Source organism: Pseudoflavonifractor capillosus, assembly GCF_016902575.1.
In the GTDB taxonomy this organism is placed as follows: domain Bacteria; phylum Bacillota; class Clostridia; order Oscillospirales; family Oscillospiraceae; genus Enterenecus; species Enterenecus capillosus_A.
Map to the genome: position 1 here is coordinate 26282 of NZ_JACSNZ010000008.1, position 23455 is coordinate 49736.

Annotated in this window: 22 protein-coding genes; 1 reads left to right on the forward strand and 21 read right to left on the reverse strand. The window is 60.0% G+C overall.

Annotated features, from left to right (window positions below):
- Positions 1 to 14: 14 nt before the first annotated feature.
- From H9X86_RS04635 to H9X86_RS04735, 21 genes are all read right to left on the reverse strand, one after another.
- On the reverse strand, positions 15 to 818 hold the full coding sequence (locus tag H9X86_RS04635) for an electron transfer flavoprotein subunit beta/FixA family protein (protein ID WP_204900411.1): 804 nt from the start codon (positions 816 to 818) through the stop codon (positions 15 to 17).
- 20 nt (positions 819 to 838) lie between these two features.
- Positions 839 to 2002 carry an acyl-CoA dehydrogenase gene (locus H9X86_RS04640; RefSeq protein WP_204900412.1) on the reverse strand — a complete coding sequence of 388 codons (1164 nt, stop codon included), beginning with the start codon at positions 2000 to 2002 and terminating at the stop codon, positions 839 to 841.
- A 66-nt stretch (positions 2003 to 2068) separates the two neighbouring features.
- Positions 2069 to 2920 carry a 3-hydroxybutyryl-CoA dehydrogenase gene (locus H9X86_RS04645; protein WP_204900413.1) on the reverse strand — a complete coding sequence of 284 codons (852 nt, stop codon included), beginning with the start codon at positions 2918 to 2920 and terminating at the stop codon, positions 2069 to 2071.
- A 272-nt stretch (positions 2921 to 3192) separates the two neighbouring features.
- Complete coding sequence (locus tag H9X86_RS04650; protein ID WP_204900414.1) at positions 3193 to 3969, reverse strand: enoyl-CoA hydratase-related protein; 777 nt, start codon at positions 3967 to 3969, stop codon at positions 3193 to 3195.
- A gap of 342 nt (positions 3970 to 4311) precedes the next feature.
- Entirely contained in the window at positions 4312 to 5211 is a 900-nt protein-coding gene (locus H9X86_RS04655; protein ID WP_204900415.1) for a bifunctional riboflavin kinase/FAD synthetase, read from the reverse strand.
- 17 nt (positions 5212 to 5228) lie between these two features.
- Positions 5229 to 6101: a tRNA pseudouridine(55) synthase TruB gene (gene truB / locus H9X86_RS04660; protein WP_204900416.1), complete on the reverse strand. Its 873-nt coding sequence runs from the start codon at positions 6099 to 6101 to the stop codon at positions 5229 to 5231.
- A 16-nt stretch (positions 6102 to 6117) separates the two neighbouring features.
- On the reverse strand, positions 6118 to 7068 hold the full coding sequence (locus H9X86_RS04665; protein WP_204900417.1) for a DHH family phosphoesterase: 951 nt from the start codon (positions 7066 to 7068) through the stop codon (positions 6118 to 6120).
- A 2-nt stretch (positions 7069 to 7070) separates the two neighbouring features.
- The gene (rbfA, locus tag H9X86_RS04670) at positions 7071 to 7460 is read right to left on the reverse strand and encodes a 30S ribosome-binding factor RbfA (RefSeq protein WP_204900418.1); all 390 of its coding nucleotides are present in this window, start codon (positions 7458 to 7460) and stop codon (positions 7071 to 7073) included.
- Between the two features lie 18 nt (positions 7461 to 7478).
- Positions 7479 to 8399 (reverse strand): N-acetyl-gamma-glutamyl-phosphate reductase, encoded by a 921-nt coding sequence (argC, locus tag H9X86_RS04675; protein WP_204900419.1) that lies wholly within the window; start codon positions 8397 to 8399, stop codon positions 7479 to 7481.
- Positions 8400 to 8477: 78 nt separating this feature from the next.
- Positions 8478 to 10796 (reverse strand): translation initiation factor IF-2, encoded by a 2319-nt coding sequence (gene infB / locus H9X86_RS04680; RefSeq protein ID WP_430736089.1) that lies wholly within the window; start codon positions 10794 to 10796, stop codon positions 8478 to 8480.
- Between the two features lie 8 nt (positions 10797 to 10804).
- A complete protein-coding gene (locus tag H9X86_RS04685; protein WP_204900421.1) occupies positions 10805 to 11215 on the reverse strand; it encodes a L7Ae/L30e/S12e/Gadd45 family ribosomal protein in 411 nt (136 codons plus the stop codon).
- Entirely contained in the window at positions 11212 to 11484 is a 273-nt protein-coding gene (rnpM, locus tag H9X86_RS04690) for an RNase P modulator RnpM (RefSeq protein WP_204900422.1), read from the reverse strand. The genes H9X86_RS04685 and rnpM overlap by 4 nt, the downstream gene beginning before the upstream one ends.
- A gap of 44 nt (positions 11485 to 11528) precedes the next feature.
- Positions 11529 to 12710, reverse strand: coding sequence for a transcription termination factor NusA (gene nusA, locus H9X86_RS04695; protein WP_204900423.1), 1182 nt, complete (start codon positions 12708 to 12710; stop codon positions 11529 to 11531).
- A gap of 14 nt (positions 12711 to 12724) precedes the next feature.
- Positions 12725 to 13171, reverse strand: a complete 447-nt coding sequence (rimP, locus tag H9X86_RS04700; RefSeq protein ID WP_204900424.1) for a ribosome maturation factor RimP — start codon at positions 13169 to 13171, stop codon at positions 12725 to 12727.
- Between the two features lie 817 nt (positions 13172 to 13988).
- Positions 13989 to 15278, reverse strand: a complete 1290-nt coding sequence (locus tag H9X86_RS04705; RefSeq protein WP_204900425.1) for a glycosyltransferase family 2 protein — start codon at positions 15276 to 15278, stop codon at positions 13989 to 13991.
- 270 nt (positions 15279 to 15548) lie between these two features.
- Complete coding sequence (gene argS, locus H9X86_RS04710; protein ID WP_204900426.1) at positions 15549 to 17297, reverse strand: arginine--tRNA ligase; 1749 nt, start codon at positions 17295 to 17297, stop codon at positions 15549 to 15551.
- Between the two features lie 37 nt (positions 17298 to 17334).
- Entirely contained in the window at positions 17335 to 17775 is a 441-nt protein-coding gene (locus H9X86_RS04715; protein ID WP_204900427.1) for a YwiB family protein, read from the reverse strand.
- Positions 17776 to 17790: 15 nt separating this feature from the next.
- Positions 17791 to 18606 (reverse strand): glutamate racemase, encoded by an 816-nt coding sequence (gene murI, locus H9X86_RS04720; protein ID WP_204900428.1) that lies wholly within the window; start codon positions 18604 to 18606, stop codon positions 17791 to 17793.
- A gap of 164 nt (positions 18607 to 18770) precedes the next feature.
- Entirely contained in the window at positions 18771 to 20171 is a 1401-nt protein-coding gene (locus H9X86_RS04725; RefSeq protein WP_204900429.1) for a glycoside hydrolase family 32 protein, read from the reverse strand.
- A 17-nt stretch (positions 20172 to 20188) separates the two neighbouring features.
- Complete coding sequence (locus tag H9X86_RS04730; RefSeq protein WP_430736090.1) at positions 20189 to 21622, reverse strand: PTS transporter subunit EIIC; 1434 nt, start codon at positions 21620 to 21622, stop codon at positions 20189 to 20191.
- A 139-nt stretch (positions 21623 to 21761) separates the two neighbouring features.
- Positions 21762 to 22757, reverse strand: a complete 996-nt coding sequence (locus H9X86_RS04735; RefSeq protein ID WP_204900430.1) for a LacI family DNA-binding transcriptional regulator — start codon at positions 22755 to 22757, stop codon at positions 21762 to 21764.
- A gap of 155 nt (positions 22758 to 22912) precedes the next feature.
- Between H9X86_RS04735 and smpB the strand changes: the two genes are divergently transcribed.
- Positions 22913 to 23422 carry an SsrA-binding protein SmpB gene (gene smpB / locus H9X86_RS04740; protein WP_207752601.1) on the forward strand — a complete coding sequence of 170 codons (510 nt, stop codon included), beginning with the start codon at positions 22913 to 22915 and terminating at the stop codon, positions 23420 to 23422.
- Positions 23423 to 23455: the final 33 nt, after the last annotated feature.

Sequence of the window (23455 nt, forward strand, 5' to 3'; positions counted from 1 at the left end):
CAGTGCTCCTTCCCTTAAATGATGTGCTTCTCGCCCAGAATGGACACCAGCTGCTCGCAGGTAGCCTTGTCGGCGCCCTCCAGCATGGTGCCAGCGCCCTTGACGGGGGGAGAGAAGGACTTGTACACCTGAGTGGGAGAGCCCTTCAGGCCGACAGTCTCCAGCTCCACCATGGGATCGTCCACCAGAGCGTTGAAGTCCAGCACGGTGTAGGGCTTGGAGTAGCACTCCATGATGCCAGACACGCGCATATAACGGGGGGTGTTCAGCTCCTTGATGCAGGTCAGCAGGCAGGGAGTCTGCACCTTGATGGTCATGTAGCCGTCCTCCAGCTCACGACGCACGGTGAGCTGGCCGTCGGTGTAGTCGATGCCGGTGACATAGGTGACCTGGGGCAGGCCCAGCTTCTCAGCGATCTGGGGACCCACCTGGGCGGTGTCACCGTCGATGGCCTGACGGCCGCAGAACACGATGTCGTCCTTCTCCACGCCGATCTTGCGGATGGCAGCGGTCAGAGTGGTGGAGGTGGCGAAGGTATCAGCGCCGCCGAACTCACGGGCGGACACCAGCACAGCCTCGTCAGCGCCCATGGCCAGGCACTCACGCAGCATGGACTCCGTGGGAGGGGGACCCATGGAGATGACAACCACCTTGGTGTCGGGGTTCTTATCCTTGATCTGGAGGGCGGCCTCCAGAGCGTTCATATCGTCGGGGTTGGAGATGGTGGCCATAGCGGCACGGTCCATGGTGCCGTCAGCCTTCACAGCAACCTTGCCGGAGGTGTCGGGCACCTGCTTGACACAGACAATGATTTTCATAATGCGCTCTTCCTCCTCAATTACTTAATGCCCAGGTTGGCAGCGATGACCATACGCTGAACCTCAGATGTACCCTCGTAGATCTCAGTGATCTTGGCGTCACGCATCATGCGCTCCACGGGGTAATCACGGGTGTAGCCGTAGCCACCGAACAGCTGCACGGCACGACGGGTCACGTCGCTGGCGGCCTCAGCGGCAAACAGCTTGGCCATGGCAGCGTCCATGGTGTACTTCTCGCCAGCCTGCTTCTTGGCAGCAGCGGAGTAGACCAGGAACTGAGCAGCCTGCATCTTGGTGTGCATCTCAGCCAGCTGGAACTGGGTGTTCTGGAACTGGGAGATGCGGCGGCCAAACTGCACACGCTCCTTGGTGTAGTTGATGGCCTCTTCCACAGCGCCCTCGCCCAGACCCAGAGCCTGAGCAGCGATGCCGATACGGCCGCCGTCCAGGGTCTTCATGGCGATGGCGAAGCCCTTGCCCTGCTTGCCCAGCAGACGGTCCTTGGGAATGACGCAATCCTCGAAAATCAGCTCGCAGGTGGAGGAGCCGCGGATACCCATCTTCTTCTCGTGCTTGCCCACCTTGAAGCCGGGGTCGGTGCGCTCCACGATGAAGGCGGAGATCTCCTTGCTCTTGCGGCCGCGCTTGTCCAGCACAGTGCCGGTGACAGCGAAGATGACGAACACGTTGGCATAGCCAGCGTTGGTGATGAAGATCTTGGAGCCGTTGATGATCCAGTTCCCACCGGACTCATCCAGCACGGCGGTGGTCTGCTGACCCTGAGCGTCGGTACCAGCGCCGGGCTCGGTCAGGCCGAAGGCACCCAGCCACTCGCCGGAGCACAGCTTGGGCAGATACTTCATCTTCTGCTCCTCGGTGCCGTTCTCATAGATGGGGGCGCAGCACAGGCTGGTGTGAGCGGAGACGATAACACCGGTGGTGCCGCAGACCTTGGACAGCTCCTCCACAGCCATGGCGTAGCTCACCACGTCAGCACCGGCGCCGCCGTACTTCTTGGGGAAGTAGATGCCCATCATGCCCAACTCAGCCATCTTCTTGACGGTGTTCTCGGGGAACATCTCCTCCTCGTCCACCATGGCAGCCAGAGGCTTGACCTCGTTCTCGGCAAACTCACGGAACAGCTTGCGCATCATTTCTTGTTCTTTGGACAGTTTGAAATCCATGGAATGTTTCCTCCTTATCAGTATGAGACCGGGGGGTGGCATTGCCGCCCCCCGGATGGGAGCAAATTATTTCTTGGTGTAGTCAAAGAAGCCCTTGCCGGTCTTGCGGCCCAGGTTGCCGGCACGCACCATCTTGCGCAGCAGCAGAGAGGCACGGTACTTGGGATCGTGGGTCTCGTTGTACAGAGTGTCCATGATGGCCAGGCACACGTCCAGACCCACCAGGTCGCCCAGAGCCAGGGGGCCCATGGGGTGGTTGGCGCCCAGCTTCATGGCGGTGTCGATGCCCTCAGCAGTGGCAACGCCGGTGTACAGCAGGTCGCAGGCCTCGTTGATCATGGGGATCAGGATCTTGTTGACCACGAAACCGGGGGCCTCGTTGACCTCCACGGGCTCCTTGCCGATCTCCACGGACAGGTCGTAGATGGCCTTGTAGGTCTCGTCGGAGGTGTTGGCGCCACGGATGACCTCCACCAGCTTCATGACGGTGGCGGGGTTGAAGAAGTGCATACCGATGAAGCGGTCGGGGCGCTTGGTAGCGGCAGCAATGGCGGTGATGGAGATGGAAGAGGTGTTGGAGGCCAGGATGGTCTCGGGCTTGCAGATGGCGTCCAGCTCAGCGAAGATGGACTTCTTGATCTCAAGGTTCTCGATGGCGGCCTCAACCACCAGGTCGGCGTCAGCAGCCACGTTCAGGTCGGTGGTGAAGGACATCTTGTCCAGGATGGCCTGCTTGCCAGCCTCGTCCATCTTGCCCTTGGCAACCAGCTTGTCCAGGCCCTTGTTCAGACGGGCCTCGGAAGCCTGAATGATCTCGTCCTTGATGTCACGGACCACCACGTCAAAACCCTTGCGAGCAAAGACCTGAGCGATGTCCAGGCCCATGGTGCCGCCGCCGATGACTACAACTTTCTTCATGTTAAGTTCCTCCTCACTGGAATGACCAGTTTTAATATATGATAAGGGAAATTACTTACTTGTTCTGGAAGTGCTTCTCAGCTATGTCTCGAAAACGCAAGCGTTTTCTCGAGGAGATTGCAGCCCGCTGCATCGCACTCGCCTTGCTCGCACGTTTGCGGGCTGAGAAGTGTATTTTCTGATGCACATGTCCTCAGAAAATACGGATTTCATTTTCTTTCGCCGTCTGCGGACGGCGAAACTCTGCCGAGGGCTTACCTTCCAAGAGGTGCTTACTTGTTCTGGAAGTGCTTCTCAGCGCGCTTGGCCAGGAACGCGCCCATGCCCTCGTTCTTGTCCTGGGTGCCGCAGGTGACACCGAAGGCCTCGGCCTCGAAGGCGGAACCGGTGGCGATGTCGGTCTGCATGCCCATACGGATGCAGCGCTTGGACTCGGCCACAGCAATGGGGGCGTTGGCGCAGATGGCGTTGGCCAGCTCCATGGCCTTGTCCATCAGCTCGTCGGGAGCGTACACCTGGGACACCAGGCCGATCTCCTTGGCCTCGGCAGCGCCGATGACCTTGGCGGTGAGGATCAGCTCCATGGCCTTGGAAATGCCCACGATGCGGGGCAGACGCTGGGTGCCGCCGAAGCCGGGGGTGATGCCCAGGCCCACCTCGGGCTGGCCGAACTTGGCCTTCTCAGAGGCAATACGGATGTCACAGGCCATAGCCAGCTCGCAGCCGCCGCCCAGAGCAAAGCCGTTGATGGCAGCGATGACGGGCTTGGACAGGTTCTCCAGACGCAGGAAGATGGAGCCGCCGTGGACACCGAACTTCTTGCCGTCGATGGCGGAGAAATTCACCATCTCGCCGATATCAGCGCCAGCCACAAAAGAACGACCGGCACCGGTGAGCACCACAACACGAACCTCGTCGTCAGCCTCCACCTGGGAGATGGCGGCATCCAGGTCACACAGAACCTGAGAGTTCAGCGCATTGAGGGCCTCGGGACGGTCAATGGTAAGTACGGCCACGCTTCCCTGCTTTTCAAACTTCACAAATGACATAGGGATTGCCTCCTTGCAATCAAATTTTACATCCAGTTGACCTTTTTATCACCGAATATACTTCAAAGTGTGATATCACGTTATTTTTTTGACGTGTCTTTACAAAAGGTCAGCGGCTTTTTGTCGTTATTTTTTTAACAAATAAGCCGCAAAAAAATCCGGAATGTCCCTTCCTTGCATTCAAGTATACTGCTTTCCTCGTCTATTTGCAAGGAATTTCATACGATATAATTATACATTCCCGCCGGGAAATTTCAACCCCTTTTTGTCTATTTCGTCCATGTAGGCACAAAAAAGATTGACAGCCCATCACCATGGTCTGCCAATCCGGTCCGTGGAAATTCATTTTTTGACAAAATAGGCCCGGGTCTGGTGAGCGTTGCGGAGGATTTCGTCCCGCAGGGCATCCAGGGATTCAAACTTCCGCTCGCCCCGCAGCCGAGTGTAAAACTCCACCTCCATGCGCTGGCCGTACACATCCCCGTCAAAGTCCAGAATCCACGGCTCCACCGTCACCTGGTGGGTATCCTCCACCGTGGGGCGCACCCCCACGTTGGTCACCGCCTGGTAGGTCTGCCCTGCCAGGTGCACCCGGGTGGCGTACACGCCAAAGGCGGGCACCAGAATGTTGGAGGGCAGCAGCAGATTGGCGGTGGGGGTGCCCAGGGTGCGGCCCAGCTGCTTGCCATGCACCACCGTGCCGGTGATGAGGTGGGGATGGCCCAGATAGCGGCAGGCCCGCTCCATATCGCCCTGGGTGATGAGGCCCCGGATGTAGGTGGAGGAGACGGTGATGCCGTCTATCTGCACCGGAGGGATGATGGTGCAGCCAATGCCCATCTCCTGGCAGATCTCCCCCAGGCGATCCACGTTGCCCTCCCCCTTGTAACCGAAGTGGTAGTCATGGCCCGCCACCACGTGGATGGCTCCCATCTGCTCAGACAGGATGTGGGTGGCAAATTCCCGCCAGGGCATTTCCATCATGGCCCGGTCAAAGGGAAGCACCAGCACCTCATCCATGCCGTAATACCGCTCCATGAGGGTGGTGCGCTCCTGATGGGTGTTGATGAGGGGGGTGGGCTCACCCCGGGTCAGGTCCCGGGGGTGGTGGTCAAAGGTGACGGCGCAGGCCAAAGCCCCCGTCTCGTCCGCCACTTCCCGAGCCCTGCGCAACAGTGCCCCGTGGCCCCGGTGTACCCCGTCAAAAAAGCCCAGGGCAATGACTCGTTGTTTCTCTGCCATGATGGTTCTCTCTCCGTTCAAGTGGGATCAAAAAAGCTCTTGATGATGTGGAGTTTGCCCTGCTCCACCCGGCCCAGGGCCAGAAATTCCTCCTCGGGGCCGTAGATGCGGTAGGTACCGTCCTCCGCCTCCGGCTGGTGCACCTGGGCCCCGTGGCGCACCCGTTCCGCCCCCCGCTTTCCCAGGGTGAGGGCGGGGTGGGCTTCAAACAGGGTGTCCGTAGACAGCAGCAGTCCGGCTGGGTTCTCAGTCTCCAGCACCTCTTGCAGGGGATGGGCCTGGGTCAGCTCATAGCCGCAGGCCATGGTACGCCGCAGAGAGCTCATACACCCGCCGCAGCCCAGCGCCGCTCCAATATCGTGGCACAGGGTGCGCACATAGGTACCCTTGGAGCATTTGACCCGGATGGTGAACTCGTCCGGGGCGGTCTGTCCCTCCAGGGTGAGGGCGTGGATGGTCACAGGCCGGGCGGGCCGCTCCACCTCTTTGCCCTTGCGGGCCAGTTCGTAGAGTTTTTTGCCATTGATTTTTATGGCGGAGTACATGGGAGGCACCTGGAGAATATCCCCGGTGAACTGGGGCAGTACCCCTCTCACCTGCTCCGCTGTTACCTCCACCAGGTGTTCTTCCAGGGTGTTTCCGCTGGTGTCCTGGGTATCGGTGACCCGGCCCAGCTTCAGCCCTGCCACATACTCCTTATCCCCCCGCTCGGCAAACTCCACCCCCCGGGTGGCCCGGCCCACAAACACCGGGAGCACCCCGGTGGCCATGGGGTCCAGGGTTCCGGCGTGTCCGATCCGCCGCTCCCCCAGCACACCCCGCAGCTTGGCACACACGTCCATGGATGTCCAGTCCTGGGGTTTGTCGATGATGATGATTCCGTTGGGCATCCTTGTCTCCTCCCGGTTAGTTGCGGTTTAATTCCTGGTCGATGGCCTTCAAAATAGCCTCTCTGGCCTGCTCCACGCTGCCCATGACGGTGCAGCCCGCAGCGGCCTTGTGTCCGCCCCCACCCAGGTGGGCGCACACGGCACAGGCATCCAGGTAGTCGGCATTGGTGCGCATGGAGATCTTGCACTCCCCGGGTTTCAGCTCCCGGATGGTGGCGGAGTGGCGCAGACCCTCCAGCTGACCCACAAAGGCGGCGATGTCCTCGGTGTCATCGTTGGTGGCCCCCGCCTGTTCCATCACGTCCAGGGACAGGGTGGCCACCGCCACGGTGTTCTCGTGGCACAGATACAGACCCTGGAGCAGCAGGCTCTCCAGGCGCATCCGGGCCACGGACTTGGTGCGGAAGTGCTTTTTGTTCAAGCGCTTGAAGTCAATGCCCTGTTCCATCAGCCCCGCCGCCACCCGGTGGGTGTGGGGGGTGGTGTTGGCATAGACAAAGCAGCCGGTGTCGGTGGACACCGCCACATAGAGGGGGGTGGCGATGGCCTCATTCATCACACCCAGATCCTGGGCAATCTCCCACAGGATCTCTCCACAGGCGGCCTTGTCCGCCTCCAGGCAGGTATTCTTTGCAAAGAACTCCTGGGAGGGGTGGTGGTCGATGGCCAGGTCAATGCGCTCCACATACTCCTGGGCATTGGGGGGCAGCAGTCCCAGGGTGGCCACGTCCACGCTCACCACCGTATCGGGGGTGTACTCTTCCGGAGCCTCCATCCCCTCCAGGTACTCCCGGAACATGGCGGTGGCATCCAGGCTGGGCAGCAGCCAGGCAGTCTTGCCCATGGTGCGCAGCAGGTTGCACAGGCCCACACCGCAGCCAATGGTGTCCCCATCCGGACGCTTGTGGGTGAGGATGAGATAGTTGTCGTGCTCACTGAGAAAACGAGCCGCTTCCTGGTGGGTCATGCTCAGTCCTCCTCGTCCAGCACGATGTGGGCATTGGCGGGGTTGGCAGGCTTGACCACGTTGGGATCCCGCAGCAGCTCCAGAATGTGGGCGCCGTGGTCGATGGAGTCGTCCCGCTCGAAGATCAGCTCCGGGGTGTGGCGCAGGTTCAAAGCCCGGCTCAGCTCCCGACGGAGGTAGCCCCCGGCGGACTTCAGACCCTTGACCACGTTGTTGGCGTCGCTCTTGTCCAGCATGGACACATAGATCTTGGCAAAGTGGAGGTCAGGGGTGGTCTCCACCCGGGTGATGGAAATCAGCCCCGTCACACGGGGGTCTTTCACCGTGGGGATGAGGGCGGCCAGTTCCCGCTGAATCTCCTCGTTGATACGGCCCAGGCGATTGCTTGGCATAGTGTTTTCCTCCTTTTGTTACAGGCTCAGGCCTCGTGTCTCGTCAAAGCCCAGCATCAGGTTCATGTTTTGTACCGCAGCCCCCGAGGCACCCTTGCCCAGGTTGTCAAAGACGGCGGTGACAGCGGTCTGCCCTTCCCGGCCATACACCACCAATTTCATGGTGTCCCGGCCAGAGAGGGCATTGGAATAGATCATGGGTTCCTCCCCACCCAGAGGGGCCACGCTCACCAGGGCCTGTCCGGCGTAGTGCTCACTGAGGGCCTCGTGGGCCAGCTTGGCATCCACCCAGGGCAGCAGTACGGTGGTGGCCATGCCCTGGGGGTAGTCTCCCACCACGGGGGCGAAGACGGGGGCACGATCCAGACCACATATCTTCTGCATTTCGGGCAGGTGTTTATGCTGCAAAGTCAGGCCGTAAATCCGGCAGCTGTCATGGCAGGAATCCCGCCCCTCATCCTCATACTCGGCGATCATGCTCTTGCCGCCTCCGGTGTATCCGGTGAGGGAGTAGCAGGTCAGGGGGAAGTGGGCGGGGATGACCCCCCGCTGCACCAAGGGGTACACCGAGGCGATGAAGCCGCTGGCGTGACAGCCAGGGTTTGCCACCCGCTGGGAAATGACAATGTTATTTCTATGGTTCTCCGACAGCTCGGCAAAGCCATAGTCCCAGTCGGGGTTGGTGCGGTGGGCGGTGGAGGCATCAATGATGCGGGTGTTGGGGTTTTCCACCATCTGTACGGCTTCCTTGGCCGCCTGGTCGGGCAGGCACAAAAACACCAGGTCGGCGGCGTTTAGGAGCTTTTTCCGCTCCTCCACATTCTTGCGCTTGTCCTCGTCAATGAGCAGCAGCTCAATGTCATTTCTCTGGGCCAGTCGGTCGTAAATTTGCAGGCCGGTGGTGCCCTGTTTGCCGTCAATGTATACTTTGGGCTTCATATTACCACTTCCAGTTGTCTGATATAGAAGGTGGGGACAGGCGAGTTGCCGCCCGCCCCCACACAAAATAGAGCGAAATTACTGCTGCACCTGCTCCATCTGGAAGGCCTCGATGATGTCGCCTTCCTTGATGTCGCTGTACTTTTCAATGCCGATGCCGCACTCGTAGCCACGGGCCACTTCCTTCACAGAGTCCTTGAACCGCTGCAAGGAGTTCATGACGCCCTCGTGGATGACGATGCCGTCACGCACCAGACGGATCTGGGCATTGCGGGCCACCTTGCCCTCGGTGACGTAGCAGCCGGCCACGATGCCCACGCCGGTGATCTTGTACACCTGGCGCACCTCGGCCTCGCCCAGGGCCACTTCCTTGAACTTGGGAGCCAGCATACCCTTCATGGCAGCCTCGATCTCCTCAATGGCCTGGTAAATGACCCGGTACATCCGCATATCCACGTTGTTGCGGTGGGCGGAGTCGGCGGCGTTCTTGTCAGGCCGCACGTTGAAGCCCACGATGATGGCGTTGGAGGTGGCGGCCAGCATCACGTCGGACTCGTTGATGGCACCCACAGCGCAGTGGATGACCCGCACCCGCACCTCTGCGTTGGAGATTTTCTCCAGGCTGGCCTTCACCGCCTCGGCAGAGCCCTGCACGTCGGCCTTGACGATGATGTTCAGGTCCTTCATCTCGCCGGCCTGGATCTGGCTGAACAGCTCCTCCAGAGACACCTTCTGCTTGGCGTGTCCGGTGGTGGCGTTCTTCATCTCTTCCTTGCGCTGGGCCACCAGCTCCCGGGCCATGCGCTCATCGGCCACGGCGTGGAAGTCGTCACCGGCGCCGGGCACCTCGCCCATACCGATGATCTCCACGGGGACAGAGGGGCCGGCCTGGGTGACCTTGTTGCCCTTGTAGTCGGTCATGGCCCGGACACGGCCCACAGCCATGCCGGCGATGATGACGTCGCCCTGCTTCAAGGTGCCGTTTTGCACCAGCAGCGTGGCCACGGGGCCACGGCCCTTGTCCAGACGGGCCTCGATGACGGTACCGTGGGCGGTACGGTTGGGGTTGGCCTTCAGCTCCCGCATCTCGGCGGTGAGGGTGACCATCTCCAGCAGGTTGTCAATGCCCATGCCGGTCTTGGCGGAGATGGGGCAGATAATGGTATCGCCGCCCCAGTCCTCAGCCACCAGGCCGTACTCGGTGAGCTGCTGCTTGATGCGCTCGGGGTTGGCGGTGGGCTTATCCATCTTGTTGATGGCCACGATGATGGGGATCTCAGCGGCCTTGGCGTGGTTGATGGACTCCACGGTCTGGGGCATGATGCCGTCGTCGGCAGCCACCACCAGGATGGCCACGTCGGTGACCATGGCGCCACGGGCACGCATGGCGGTGAACGCCTCGTGGCCGGGGGTGTCCAGGAAGGTGATGGGCTTGCCGTTTACCTCCACCTGGTAGGCGCCAATGTGCTGGGTGATGCCGCCGGCCTCGCCGGAGACCACGTTGGCGTGGCGGATATAGTCCAGCAGAGAGGTCTTGCCGTGGTCAACGTGGCCCATGACCACCACCACGGGAGCCCGGGGCTCCAGATCCTCTTCCTTGTCCTCGGAGACGTCAATGAGCTTCTCCTCGATGGTGACGATGACTTCCTTTTCCACCTTGCAGCCCAGCTCCATGGCGATGAGGGCGGCGGTGTCATAGTCAATGATCTCGGACAGAGAGGCCATGATCCCGTTTTTCATCAGGCACTTGACCACCTCGGCGCCGGTCTTCTTCATGCGGCTGGCCAGCTCGCCCACACCGATCTCGTCGGGGATCTTCACGGTGAGGGGGGTCTTCTTGGCAATCTCCAGCTGCAGGCGGCGCATCTTCTCCGCCTCTTCCTGCTTGCGCTTGTTGCCGAAGTTCTGGTTGCGGTTCTTGCCGCCCCGGTTCTGGAACTTCTGCTTGCCAGTCTGCATCCGGTTGGCCTTATCGGGAGCCAGATCCTCCAGGCGCTGGTCGTACTTCTCCAGGTTCACCCCACCGCCCTTGCGGGTGTCCACGATCTTCTTCTCGGGGGTGCGGCTGGGCTTGTGCTCAGCCTTGGCAGGCTCCTTCTCAGCCTGCTTGGCAGGAGCAGCCTGGTTGGGCTGGCTGGCCTGGGGCTTGTGCTCGGCTTTGGCAGGCTCCTTCTTCTCATGGTAGACGTCAGCATAGATGCTCTCAATGGACGCCACCTGGTTGTGCTGGGTCAGATGTTCAAAAATCACCGTCAACTCCCGATCGGTGAGGATCTTGGTGGGGGACACGTTGTCCACCCCATGCTGGGACAGAATCCCCTGGATCTCCTTGGGCTGTACCCCAAAATCCTTGGCCACATCACGGGCACTATATTTCGCAAGGCTCAAATCGGCCACCTCCTAAGTTACACATTGCGTGGGGTGCGGCGCCGCCCCACATTCTTGGTTGCTTTCCCGCCCTTGGCTGCCCCCTGGGCCAGGGTCTGGGCCAAAGGCTCCAGCTCCGGCCGGGCCTGGGCCAGGCGGGATACCACCGCAGCGGCAAGGCCTCCATCGGTGAGGGCCAACACCGCACAGCTATTGCGTCCCAGGGCGTACCCCAGCTCCTGCTTGGTACAGGGCAGGCTCACCAGCTCCACCCCGGAGCGCTGGGCCAGACGGCCAGCCCGGGAAACGGAGTTTTCCGCAGCGTCGGCGGCGTGGAGCACCACTCTGGCTCGGTGGGTGGCACAGGCCTCCTCCACCGGGGCCTCGCCCACAGCCAGGTTGCCCCCCCGCAGGGCCAGACCCAACAGGCCTAACACCTTTTCGCTCACTGGTGCTCACCCGCCTTCATCTGCGCCTCCAGGGCCTCATAGACCTGGGCGTCAATGGGGGCGGAAAAGGCCCGCTCCAGGCTCTTGGCCTTTCTGGCCTTGGCCAGGCACCCCTCATTGGGACACACATAGGCTCCACGCCCCGGCTTCTTCCCCTTAAAATCCAGGGAAATCTCCCCCTCCGGGGAGCGCACCACCCGGATCAGTTCCCCCTTGGGCTTCATCTCCCGGCAGCCCAGGCACTGACGCATGGGTATTTTTTTCGGCATTCTCCTTCACCCCCAATGATTGGTTTCCTATATGGTGGGAGGGATTACTCCTCCTCGCCCACCACCTGCTCCTGGGCCTGAGCCTCGTCGGGCTCCAACACAGCAGTCTCTTCCTCCACCAGCTCCTCGGCGGGCTCGGGGTCGCTGGCGGGACGGATGTCGATCTTCAGACCGGTCAAACGGGCGGCCAGACGGGCGTTCTGGCCCTCCTTGCCGATGGCCAGGGACAGCTGGTCGTCGGGCACCACCACACGGCAGCGCTTGCCAGGTTCCAGCTCCACCACGCTGAGCACCTCAGCGGGGGCCAGAGCAGCGGCCACATACTCGGCGGGGTCCTCGGAGTACTTGATGATGTCCACCTTCTCGCCCCGCAGCTCTTCCACCACGGCGTTGACACGCTGGCCCTTGGGGCCCACACAGGCGCCGATGGCATCCACATTCTCGTCCTCGCTCCACACGGCCAGCTTGGTGCGGCTGCCCGCCTCACGGGAGATGGACATGACCTGCACGGTGCCGTCGTAGATTTCCGGCACTTCCAGCTCGAACAGGCGCTTGACCAGACCGGGGTGGGTGCGGGAGATGAGCACCTGGGGCCCACGGTTGGCCTGGCGCACTTCCACCACATACACACGGATGCGGTCGCCCTCCTTCACCACCTCGCCGGGCACCTGCTCCTCAGCGGAGAGGAAGGAGTCGGTGAACTCAGACCCGGAGGTCAGGCGCACGGACACAGAGCCGTTGCGGGCATCCACACGGGTGACCACGCCGGAGATAATCTCGTGGGCCTTGGCGGAGAAGGCGTCAAAGATCATGCCCCGCTCTGCCTCACGCATGCCCTGCACAATGACCTGACGGGCGGTCTGGGCGGCAATGCGGCCGAAGTTTTTGGGCTTGATCTCAATGCGCAGCACATCGCCCAGCTGTACCCGGGGCAGAGCCCGGCGGGCATCCTCCAACGCCACCTCGGTGTTGGGGTTGGTCACATCCTCCACCACTTCTTTTTTCACAAACATGCGCACCTGGCACTTTTCCTCGTCGGCATCCACCACCACGTTGTCGGTGATGCCGGCGTGGTCCCGCTTGTAAGCGGCCACCAGAGCCTGGGTGATCTTCTCGATCATGTAGCTTTTGGGGATTCCCTTTTCCTTCTCAATGTCGGAGATGGCGGCAAAGAATTCCTTGGCGTCCAGCTCCATGCTCTTTGCGGCAGTCTTTTTCTTGGCCATATCAATTAACTCCTTCAAAATGTGACGTGGAGGCGCACCTGCGCCACGTCTTTTTTCTCAAACGTCTTATCATCCACAGTGACGTTGCCGTCCCCATCGCAGCCCACCAGGGTGCCGGTGTACTCCTTGCGCCCGTCCATGGGGCGGTAGAAGCGCACATCCACCCGCTGTCCGGCGCAGTGTGCAAAGTGCTCGGGCTTTTTCAGGGGACGATCCAGCCCAGCCGAGGACACCTCAAAGGTATAGCCACCCTGGATGGGGTCGGCCTCGTCCAGCAAATCGGACACAGGGCGGGACACTGCCTCGCAATCCTCAATGCCCACACCGCCCTCTTTGTCGATGTACAGGCGCAAGAACCACTCACCGGCCTCCTTGACATACTCCACATCCCACAGGGTGCAGCCCGCTTGCTCCACCACAGGCAGGGCCAGCTTTTCCACCACATCTGCCACTTTAGCCATTTTACTCAGCTCCTTTCCTTGTGTCCGAAAAGAAAGAGTGAGGCGGATGCCTCACTCTTACCTAAACTACCCTACTTACGGTAGCAGTATACCATATCTGTCCAGAGATTGCAAGCCCCAGAGCATCGATCTGCTTAAAAAAACTCTCTTTCAGTTCTCTATCAGATCAAGAGCCTCCACCCGCAGGGATAAAAACGTAAGTCTGTTCTTCTCCGATATCTCAAACGCAGGCTTGCCAGCCTGGTGGGGACGCTCCGCTGGGCCCGATTTCTCAGCGATGAGAAATCGGGGAAAGAATCGCCAAAGGAGGGGCCTTCCCCCTCCTTGTGGAATCTACCCCGCTTTCCTAGGAGGGGAGGAGTTGCTTCCCAGACCGGGCCGAAGGGAATTTGCCATACCAGGAGGAAAAGAGATCCTCTTTTTCTCTGTCGCTGCTGGGGTGGTGCGCCGTTCTCCCCATTTCGGCCCTACCTGTGGCGCACCCCGGCCGACAGCGGCCGGGCGAAGGCCGCTACACCCAGACCTGAGGCCCTGGAGGAAGGAGCGGAGGCTGCCAGCGGAGCAGACACTGTCCAAAGATGTGCCAAGCCATCCAATCCGCCCCACCAGGCCCAGGGCCGACTTGGGCCTGAACCGAAAAAAACAATTAAAACCTGGGGATTCCAAAGGGATCTCCCTTTGGTGGGTCTTTGGTGACTTTCTGCCCAACCAGAAAGTCACCCTGCGGAGCTTACCCAGGTGGGTAAGATGAAAACAGTTCCTTGCAAAGAAAAACACCCCGGAGTTTTCCACTCCGGGGTGCTGGTTTCATCCATCTTTAGGTCAAAGAACCATTTTTGGCCTTCAAGCTGGCAGAAGAGTTGTGACGGATGGGCTTCCACTCCACACGGCGCACCAGAGCAGCCAGGGAGATGGGGATGTACGTGAGCATAAACAAGGGGAAGGTGAACAAATACAGGATCTTACGGCTGGCTCGAGCGTTGACCTGCTTCCACTCCACCAACAAGGTCATGCCGCCGTAGATGAGCATGCAGATGTAGAAGTTAAACAGATTATCCAGCAAAAACAGAACAGCATCCTGCATCAGCTCCCCCGCCACCGACATGGGCTCGGTAAAGGCAGAGAAGACGATAAAGGCGTTGAAGCCCAGCACCGCCGTGGTCAGCAGCATACCGGGAGCCACGGTCATCATCATGTCGTAGCAGGTGAACCGGCCCTTCTTCTGGGTGAAGCAGCCCCGGAACAGGGAGCCCAGATACCGGGCAGCCACCTGGTAGAAGCCCTTGGACCAGCGCATCCGCTGGGTCCAGGACTGCTGGAAGGTGGTGGGCTGCTCATCGTACACCACAGCCTTGTCGCAGTAGCCAATGCGGCGGCCCTGGACGGCGCAGTCGATGGAGAACTGAATGTCCTCGGTGAGCAGATGGTAGGGCCAGCCGCCGTTTTCCCGCACCACCTGGGCAGAAACCAGGAAGCCCGTGCCGGACACGGCACAACCGGTGCCCATCTCCATCCGGGCAAAGTTCAAAAAGCGGGCCTCACGCAAAAACCACAGGGAGTACCCGGCGGAAATCCAGTTGGAAGCGTAGTTCTTGGAGTTCCGGTAACAGGTGAGGGCTGCATAATCGCCGGAATCGAACACATTGTTCATCTCCCTCACAAAGGCAGGGTCCACAATGTTGTCCGCATCAAAGACAAAGTAGCCGTCGTACAGCTCGCCCTTGCCCTGCTCCTCCAGCTTGTGGAAGAACCAATCCATGGCATAACCCTTGCCCACACGCACCCGGTCAAAGCGCTCGAGCACAATGGCTCCGGCCTCACGAGCCACCTGGGCGGTGGCATCGGTGCAGTTGTCAGCAATCACATAGACATCCAGGAGTTCCTTGGGATAGTCCTGATTTTTTAAGCTCTCTATGAGCTCTCCTATGACCTCCTCCTCATTGCGGGCAGAAATGAGCACCGCATACCGGTGGAAGGTCTGGGCCTGATGGGACAGGGGCCGTTTACGGCGCACCAGCCCGACAATGACGTAAAACGCCTGATAAACATACAAGACCGCCAACATCAAGGTGAGTACGCCGCAGAATCTCTGTAGCATCATCAACATATTTGACACCTCATATCCTTACTTCATTCTTTTCCATTCTTCATTCTATCAACAAGCCGTTGGTCTCCACACCAATCGGTTGTACTACTTTATTCCCTTTTTGCTCAACTTGCAAGGGGTTGTTCCATTTCTTAATAGATTCTTTAGAAGTTCTCCATAGTATATTCAAAGTGCAGCAAATATACCGTATCTCTTTGGTAATTTTGCTCATTTCTTCCCGCAAAAATCCGCCCCCCTCCTGCAAGCTGGGGGGGCGGATCGCAGGAAAGCTCACATCTTCTCGGGAGCGTTGACACCCAGCAGACCCAGGCCGTTGGCCAGCACCAGACGCACGGTGTGGGCCAGCTTCAGCCGGGCCAGCTGCACCTGAGGCTCCTCGCCCTTGATGCGGCATGCGTTGTAGAAGCGGTGGAAATCACCGGCCAGCGCAGTGAGATAGCGGTTGATGCGGCTGGGATCGTAGTGCTGGGCCGCCAGTACGATCTCATTGGGGTACTGAGCCAGGTTCTTAATGAGATCCCGCTCCTCCTCGGTGGCCAGCAGCGCCACGTCCACATCCTTGCAGGCGGGCACTTCCACACCCTCCTGGGCCAGGTTGGCGATGAGGGAGCAGATGCGGGCGTGGGCGTACTGGACGTAGTAGACGGGGTTGTCCGAGTCCTGACGCACTGCCAGATCCAAATCGAAGTCCAGGGGGCTGGTGGAGGCCCGGTTGTTGAAATAGTAGCGAGCGGCATCCACGCTGATCTCGTCCAGCAGATCGTGGAGGGCGATGGCCTTGCCGGTACGCTTGGACATGCGCACGGGCTTGCCGTCCTGGAGCAGGTTCACCAACTGCATGAGCACGATGACCAGGCGGTTGGAGCCGTCCAGATCCAGCCCGTCCAGAGCGGCCTGGAGCCGGGCCACATGGCCGTGGTGGTCGGCGCCCCAGACGTTGATGACCTTGTCAAAGCCACGCACGGCAAACTTATTGCGGTGGTAGGCGATGTCAGCGGCAAAGTAGGTGTAGAAGCCGTTGGCCCGGCGCAGCACGTCGTCCTTCAGGTCCAACTTGTCCACCTGCTCCTGGGTTTTGCCCTCTCGCAGGTACTTAGCCTTCAAAAGGCCGGTGGTGTCCAGCCACAAAGCGCCGTCCTTCTCGTAGGTCCAGCCCTTCTGGGCCAGCAGCTCCACGGTCTCAGCCACATAGCCGGAATTGTGCAGCTCAGACTCCAAAAACCACTGGTCGTACTCGATGCCGTACTTGTTGAGGTCTGCCTTCATCTTGGGGATGTTGCGCTCCAGGCCAAAGGTGCTCATGTCCTCCAGCCACTTCTCCTCAGAAGCATCCTTATAGCTGTCCCCATGAACCTCATAGAAGGCCTGGGCCAGCTCCTTGATGTCCTCGCCCTGGTAGCCATTCTCGGGGAACTCATAGCCGTCCTCACCCAACAGGATCTGCATGTACCGGGCGTGGATGGACTGGGCGAACTTGTGCACCTGATTGCCGGCGTCGTTGACGTAGAACTCCTTCCAGGTGTTGTAGCCCACCCGGGAGAGGACATTGGCCAGGGTATCACCCAGCACGCCGCCCCGGGCGTTGCCCATGTGCATGGGGCCGGTGGGGTTGGCAGAGACGAACTCCACCATCACCTTCTGGCCGTGGCCCACGTCGCTGCTGCCGTACCCGGCAGGGTCGGCCTCCACAGCACCCAGCACCTGCTGGTACCAGTTGGCGGAGTAGAAAAAGTTCAAAAAGCCGGGGCCGGCGATCTCGGCACGCTGGAACAGGGTGCCCCCCAAATCCAGATTGTCCAGAATGATCTGAGCAATGGCACGGGGGGCCATCTTCAGCGCCTTGGCACCTGCCATGGCAAAGGAGGAGGCAAAGTCTCCGTTGCGGCTGTCCTTGGGCACCTCCACGGTACCACGGATGGTCTCACCCTGGGGCAGAAGACCCTGGGCGGCGGCCTTTTCATAGGCACGCTGGGTCAATTCCGCCACCTGTTCCCGGGCGGTCTGAATCAAATTGGCCATCTTCATTCGCTCCTTTTTATCTCTTGATCTTCCCACCTCACAGGGAGATGGAGGGATCCTTTTTTACATTCATACGGAAGAGGTTCTGTCCCGCCACCAGATGGTCGATCTCAATGGCATAGTCGATCTCCAGATCTCCCCCGCTCTCCCCCAGGGTGCTGCGCATCCGGTGGGTGTGAATGCCCACAGACAGGGATCCATAGGGGGTCTCGTACATGGACAGGTGGCGCTGCCCCTCTTCAAATACCATCTGGGAGTTGATGCTGCCCTCCCGCAGCAGGGTCACCCGGCCACCGTCCACCTGCACCACTGTGGTGGTGCCCTCCAGGCCGGTGAGTTCCGTCTCCTGGTAGGAGATGGTGTAGCGCCCCTCCCCTTCCTGGCGGAGCACCCCGGCGGTGACCAGCTCCATCTCATCCGGGCCGCTGTCGGTATACAGCTGCTTGCCCTTAATGGATATTATCACGTTGTCTGTCATAAACCGGCTCCTCCATTAGTACACGGTGATATCGATCTGCTCCACGCCGCCGGTGACATCCTCACCCAGGAACATGGAGGCCACAGCGGCAAAGTCCCCGGTGCTGTCACTGACGAAATAGCGGTGGGTGCCCCGGCGATCCTCAGGGGCCAGCAGCCCCTGTCCTGCCAGCTGTCCGGTGACCCAGCGGGCGCATTCGCCCCCCACATCCACCAGCTTTACCTCAGAGCCCATGTACGCCCCAATCACATCCCGCAGCAGAGGATAGTGGGTGCAGCCCAGCATGAGGGTGTCCACGCCCTGGGCCTTCACCTCTTGCAGGTACTCCTCCACCACCGTCTCCACCACGATATCCCCGGGGCGGAAACGGCCGTTTTCCACCAGGGGCACAAAGAGAGGGCAGGCCCGGGCCGTCACCTGGGTGCCGGGGCGCAGGGCGCTGAGGGCCCGCTCGTAGGCCCCTGAGCGGATGGTGGCCTGGGTGCCGATGAGCCCCACCTTTCCGTTTTGGGTCAGCTGGGCTGCTGCCCGGGCCGCAGGCTCCACCACCCCATACAGGGGCACAGCGTACTGGGCCCGCAGGGTCTCCAGGGCGGTGGTGGACACGGTGCCGCAGGCAATGACAATGGCCTTGGGCTGGAACGTGCTCAAAAAGGCCACATCCTGCTGGGCGTACCGGATGATGGTATCCTTGGAGCGGCTGCCGTAGGGTACCCGCCCGGTATCGCCAAAGTACACCAGATCCTCCTGGGGCATCAGCCGGGCCAGCTCCCGCAGGGCGGTGAGTCCGCCCAGGCCGGAGTCAAACACTCCAATGGGCCGTGTATCCATCCGGCACACTCCTTTCCTTACATTGAAACCATAGTATTATATGTCATTCTGGAGTGAAAAACAAGTGGTGATTTCCCACAGATTCCCCCTTGTTTCTCCCCTCTATTTCCCGAAAAAAGCGGATGCGCCCTTTGTAGAGCGCACCCGCTTCAGAAAGCGTCACATCAAATCTCTGCTTTGGTCACCTGCATGGCACCCATCTCCCAGACACGGACCTCCGCCCCAGACACACACACGCCCTGTGCCTCCGGCTGAGGATAATACCGGGTGGAGAGGGTCTCCACCCCGTTGTTCAAGAAAATTTCCAGGCTGGAGCTATCCCCCAGCACCCGCAGGGTGTGCAGCCGCTCCAGAGCTACCCGGCGCACGGTGCGCCCCGCTCCACCCTGGAGGAAGGAGAGGGTCACCAGCCCCTCTTGCCACTCCAGAACCGCCGCATTCCGAAACACCATTCGACCGCTGGACTGGGTATAGGCCTCCAGGTCAAAGACTTTGACCGTCTCCGGCGCAATGGCTGCCCCTCGCAGGGCTGTCACCTCCACCGCAGGCAGGCGCAGCAACCGATCTCCCTCCCGCCGCAGTTCACAGGGCACCGTGAGACAGTGCTGCCAGCCGCTGTCAACGGTGGGGTTGGTGTAGTCAGCATCCGGCATTCCCATCCAACCGAACATCAGCCGACGAGTTCCGTCCTGGAAGGTCTGAGGGGCGTAGAAATCAAAGCCCAAATCCATCTCTACAAATTCGCCCAGGGAATACTCCCCCCGAAAATCTCCATAGAGGGGAAAATAGCCGCAGGAGTACACGTTCTGGAATCGGGTCTCCTCATGGGGCACCCCTTGGGGTGAGCAGAGGAGAAACCACTGTCCGTCCAGGCAGAACAGGTCAGGGCACTCCCACATATATCCGAAGGGACGGGGGGTCTTCAACACCTGGAGGAATGTCCAGTTGACCTTGTCCGTGGACTCAAACACCAGCAGCTGACCCTGGTCGTCCAGCGTTCGGGCCCCCTGTACCATATAATACTTGCCATCCTGGGCCCATACCTTAGGGTCTCGGACATGACAAGTCAGGCCATTGGGGTAATCCCGGTTTTCCATCAGCAGGGTGTTGGACGCCACCGTCACCCCGTCCCGGGACACGGCCAGGGCAGTGTTATGGCCCCGCCCGGCCTTGATGTAGTCATAATCTCCGGCATGCTTGACGTTTCCGGTGTAGTACAGGTACATCACACCGTCCTCCACCAGGGCCGAGCCGGAATACACCCCGTGGATGTCCCAGGGCTGGTCAGGGTAGAGCATCACAGGCAAAGCCTCCCAGTGGAGCAGGTCTTTGCTTCTGTAATGTCCCCAATGCTTCACCCCTCCGGTGACATCAAAGGGGCCGTATTGATAAAACACATGGTACCAATCCCCACACCGACACAGGCCGTTGGGGTCGTTGAGCCATCCCACCGGAGGCATCAAATGGTACTGCTGACGGCGGGGATCTGCGGCAGCCTGCGGGCCATCTTCCCGCTCCACACGGGCCACCAGCCGCTCCAAATCTCTCTGCAATGCGTTGCTCATGGATGTTCTCCCAGCAGTTACTGCTTGGCGCTGTCCAGCTCAGCGGGAGTCTCAGCCACCGGTGCCGTCTCCTGCCCCTTGACACCGAAGATCCAGGACAGCACAAAGGCCACTCCTGCGGCAATGGCAATGGTAATCAGGTACTGAACCGGACGGTGCAGGTGGAGCAAAATACCGAAGATGCCGGTCACACCTGTTCCGGTGGCACCCAGCCCCACCACGGAGGCATACAGTGCGCCGCAGGCTCCGCCAATGGAACCGGCAATGAAGGGACGTAAAAAGCGCAGGTTTACACCAAAGATGGCAGGCTCTGTAATGCCCATAAAAGCAGACAGGGAGGCGGGCAGAGCCATGGACTTGAGCTTCTTGTCACGGGTCTTCAGGGCCACAGCCAGAGCAGCAGCACCCTGGGCCACGTTGGCCGCAGAGGCCAGAGGCAGCCAGAAGGTCAGACCGTAGGCACCCAGCTGGCCCAGGTCGATGATGGTATACATATGGTGAATGCCGGAGACCACGGTGGTGGCATACAGGCCACCCATGACAAAGGAGCCGATGCCAAAGGGAATGGCGATGAGCCACTGAACGCCGTTGATGACGAAGTTCTCCACGGTGGTAAACACAGGGCCGATGGCAGCCAGGGTCAGATACCCAGTGACAAACACCGACACCAAAGGAGTCACAAACAGGTCAAACATGGGGGGCACCACTTTGTGCAGCCGTTTTTCAATGAAGCTCATCAGCCACACAGCGATGATGACGGGGATCACGTGTCCCTGGTAGCCCACCAGCGGGATCTCATACAGCCCGAAAAACACTTCCTGATAGGTGTGCACACCCTCTGTGGCCACTGTCCAGGCATTTTGCAGGCTGGGATGGAGCATAATCATACCAATAACCGCACCCAGGAACGGATTGCCTCCAAAGACCTTGGCCGCAGAAATGGCAATCAGAATGGGTAGGAAGGTGTAGGCCACGTTGGAAAACAGATCGGCAAACACAAACAGAGAGCTGCTGGTGTTGAGCTCCAAAAAGCCGTTGTTCACCATAAACTTCAGCGACTCCATGATGCCCATCAGGAAGCCGGAGGCCACAATGGCGGGAATGATGGGCACAAAGATGTCGCCCAGGGTCTTAATGGCTCGCTGGAACCAGTTTCCCTTCTTTGCTCCCTGAGCCTTAGCCTCCTCCTTGGTCACTGCGGACACACCGGAGAGCTGAATGAACTGGTCGTACACCTTATTGACAGTACCGGTGCCGAAAATGATCTGCAGCTGTCCCTGGGCCTGGAACACACCCTTCACACCGTCCACATTCTCCAGGGTTGCCTTATCCACACGCTGGTCATCCACAATGACCAGGCGCAGGCGGGTGGCACAATGCGCTGCACTGGCCACATTTTCCGCCCCTCCCACTGCCTGTAAAAGCTCCAATGCCGTCTGCCTGTAATCCATAAAATTCCCTCTCCTTTGATTCCGTTTTTGATGAAAGCGACTATGGTATCGGTTTCATCCTGTTAATCCTATGATATCACGGAAGAGGGGCAAAATCTATTGTCTGAGGGGAGAATACAACTTCAATATTCTGTTGGTTTCACCGTGTTTCACACACTGCGCCGGTGGAGGCCCGCTCCACGATCTCGTACTCCAGGCACACGTTGCGCACCCCTGTCCCCTGGTTGCACAGCAGCCGCAGCAGCAGCTGGGCGGCCTCCTGGCCGCTGGTCTGGTAGTGCAAGTGGGCACTGGTGAGGGGCGTGGCGGCGTAGCGGCCGATGCGGTTGTCTCCCACTCCGGCCACTAAGATATCCTTTCCCACCTGGAGTCCCAGCTCCCGGCAGGCCTGCATGGCACCCACGGCGATGGAATCGGTGGCACAGAACAGACCGTCGGGGCGGCGGGCTTGGATCAGGGTCTTGGCCTGCTGGTACCCCTCCTCCAGGCTGAACCCGGACACGCACATATCCTCAGTGCGCACCACCAATCCAGACTCACGCATCGCCTGCACATATCCCTCCCGCCGGGCCAGGCCGGCGGCCCGATCCTGGGCGGTGACGCCGATATACGCCGGACGGCTGCCCCGCCGAATCAGCAGCTTGGTCAAGTCACGAGCTGCGCCCAAATCATCGTGATAGACACAGCTGTACCCGTCATACTGCTGGGCCACGATCACCACCGGCATGTGCATGCTTTTCAGCACCGATCGATGTTCGGGGGTAAACATGCTGGCCAGGAAGATGACCCCGTCCACCCCGCTCTGGCGCAAGGCGTCCAGGTACTCCACCTCCCGCTCCGGCCGGTTGGCGGTGTTGGCCAGCAGCATGCGGTAGCCCTTATCTCCCAGTACCAGGCTGATGCCGTCCACCACCCGCGCGCTGCTCTCGCCGCTGAGTCGAGGCAGTACCACCCCGATCTGGCGGGTGCGGCGGGTGCGCAGACCCCGGGCCGCTTCGCTGGGGGAGTAGCCGGTACGGCGCACTGCTTCCTCAATGGCAGCCCGCTTTTCTGCGCTGAGATAGCCGTTGTTGAAATAACGGCTCACAGCAGTTTTGGACACCCCGGCCAATGCGGCAAATTCGGTAATATTCATCCCAAAGTCCCCTTCCGGATCTGTTGCGGCTTCCTCATGCCGCCTGTATCTTTGTTTACTTCTATCTTAACCAAACACCCATATTTTTGTCAATGGAAGGGGATAAATTTTCGTCATACTCCCAACTTCTCCGTCTTTTTCCCCTTGCAGGGAACATGGATCCGTGGTATACTGATACCCTGCCCAGAGAGGAGGTGTCCCGGGTGGCAAAACAATCTGTGAAACAGCTGGCCTCCAACCGAAAGGCCTTTCACGATTACTTTATAGAAGAAAAATACGAGGCCGGCATTGAGCTGGCCGGTACAGAGGTCAAGTCCATCCGCAAGGGGAATGTAAACCTGAAGGACTCCTTCTGTATTGTCAAGGACGGCGAGATGTTCCTCCACGGGATGCATATCTCCCCCTATGAACAGGGCAACATCTTCAACAAAGACCCCCGGCGCACCCGCAAGCTGCTGCTGCACAAGCGGGAGATTCTCAAGCTTCATGCCAAGGTACAGCAGGACGGGTATTCCCTCATCCCCCTGTCCGTCTATCTCTCCGGCCCTCGGGTGAAGGTGGAGCTGGCAGTGGCCCGGGGCAAAAAGCTGTACGACAAGCGAGAGGCGGCCGCCAAGCGGGACGCCAAACGGGAGATGGATCGACTCTCCCGCGGCAGATATTAGAGGGTCTGTCATTCACAGAGAAATCTCTTGTCC

Excerpts from the sequence above, each read along its gene's own strand:
- rnpM (WP_204900422.1), bottom strand. The coding sequence starts at position 11,484 with ATGCCGAAAAAAATACCCATGCGTCAGTGCCTGGGCTGCCGGGAGATG.
- H9X86_RS04705 (WP_204900425.1), bottom strand. The coding sequence starts at position 15,278 with ATGTTGATGATGCTACAGAGATTCTGCGGCGTACTCACCTTGATGTTG.
- H9X86_RS04635 (WP_204900411.1), bottom strand. The coding sequence starts at position 818 with ATGAAAATCATTGTCTGTGTCAAGCAGGTGCCCGACACCTCCGGCAAG.
- H9X86_RS04655 (WP_204900415.1), bottom strand. The coding sequence starts at position 5,211 with ATGGCAGAGAAACAACGAGTCATTGCCCTGGGCTTTTTTGACGGGGTA.
- nusA (WP_204900423.1), bottom strand. The coding sequence starts at position 12,710 with ATGGCCAAGAAAAAGACTGCCGCAAAGAGCATGGAGCTGGACGCCAAG.
- argC (WP_204900419.1), bottom strand. The coding sequence starts at position 8,399 with ATGAAGCCCAAAGTATACATTGACGGCAAACAGGGCACCACCGGCCTG.
- H9X86_RS04735 (WP_204900430.1), bottom strand. The coding sequence starts at position 22,757 with ATGAATATTACCGAATTTGCCGCATTGGCCGGGGTGTCCAAAACTGCT.
- H9X86_RS04645 (WP_204900413.1), bottom strand. The coding sequence starts at position 2,920 with ATGAAGAAAGTTGTAGTCATCGGCGGCGGCACCATGGGCCTGGACATC.
- rbfA (WP_204900418.1), bottom strand. The coding sequence starts at position 7,460 with ATGCCAAGCAATCGCCTGGGCCGTATCAACGAGGAGATTCAGCGGGAA.
- H9X86_RS04665 (WP_204900417.1), bottom strand. The coding sequence starts at position 7,068 with ATGACCCACCAGGAAGCGGCTCGTTTTCTCAGTGAGCACGACAACTAT.
- smpB (WP_207752601.1), top strand. The coding sequence starts at position 22,913 with ATGGATCCGTGGTATACTGATACCCTGCCCAGAGAGGAGGTGTCCCGG.
- H9X86_RS04725 (WP_204900429.1), bottom strand. The coding sequence starts at position 20,171 with ATGAGCAACGCATTGCAGAGAGATTTGGAGCGGCTGGTGGCCCGTGTG.
- argS (WP_204900426.1), bottom strand. The coding sequence starts at position 17,297 with ATGGCCAATTTGATTCAGACCGCCCGGGAACAGGTGGCGGAATTGACC.
- H9X86_RS04640 (WP_204900412.1), bottom strand. The coding sequence starts at position 2,002 with ATGGATTTCAAACTGTCCAAAGAACAAGAAATGATGCGCAAGCTGTTC.
- H9X86_RS04650 (WP_204900414.1), bottom strand. The coding sequence starts at position 3,969 with ATGTCATTTGTGAAGTTTGAAAAGCAGGGAAGCGTGGCCGTACTTACC.
- rimP (WP_204900424.1), bottom strand. The coding sequence starts at position 13,171 with ATGGCTAAAGTGGCAGATGTGGTGGAAAAGCTGGCCCTGCCTGTGGTG.
- truB (WP_204900416.1), bottom strand. The coding sequence starts at position 6,101 with ATGCCCAACGGAATCATCATCATCGACAAACCCCAGGACTGGACATCC.
- H9X86_RS04715 (WP_204900427.1), bottom strand. The coding sequence starts at position 17,775 with ATGACAGACAACGTGATAATATCCATTAAGGGCAAGCAGCTGTATACC.
- H9X86_RS04730 (WP_430736090.1), bottom strand. The coding sequence starts at position 21,622 with ATGGATTACAGGCAGACGGCATTGGAGCTTTTACAGGCAGTGGGAGGG.
- murI (WP_204900428.1), bottom strand. The coding sequence starts at position 18,606 with ATGGATACACGGCCCATTGGAGTGTTTGACTCCGGCCTGGGCGGACTC.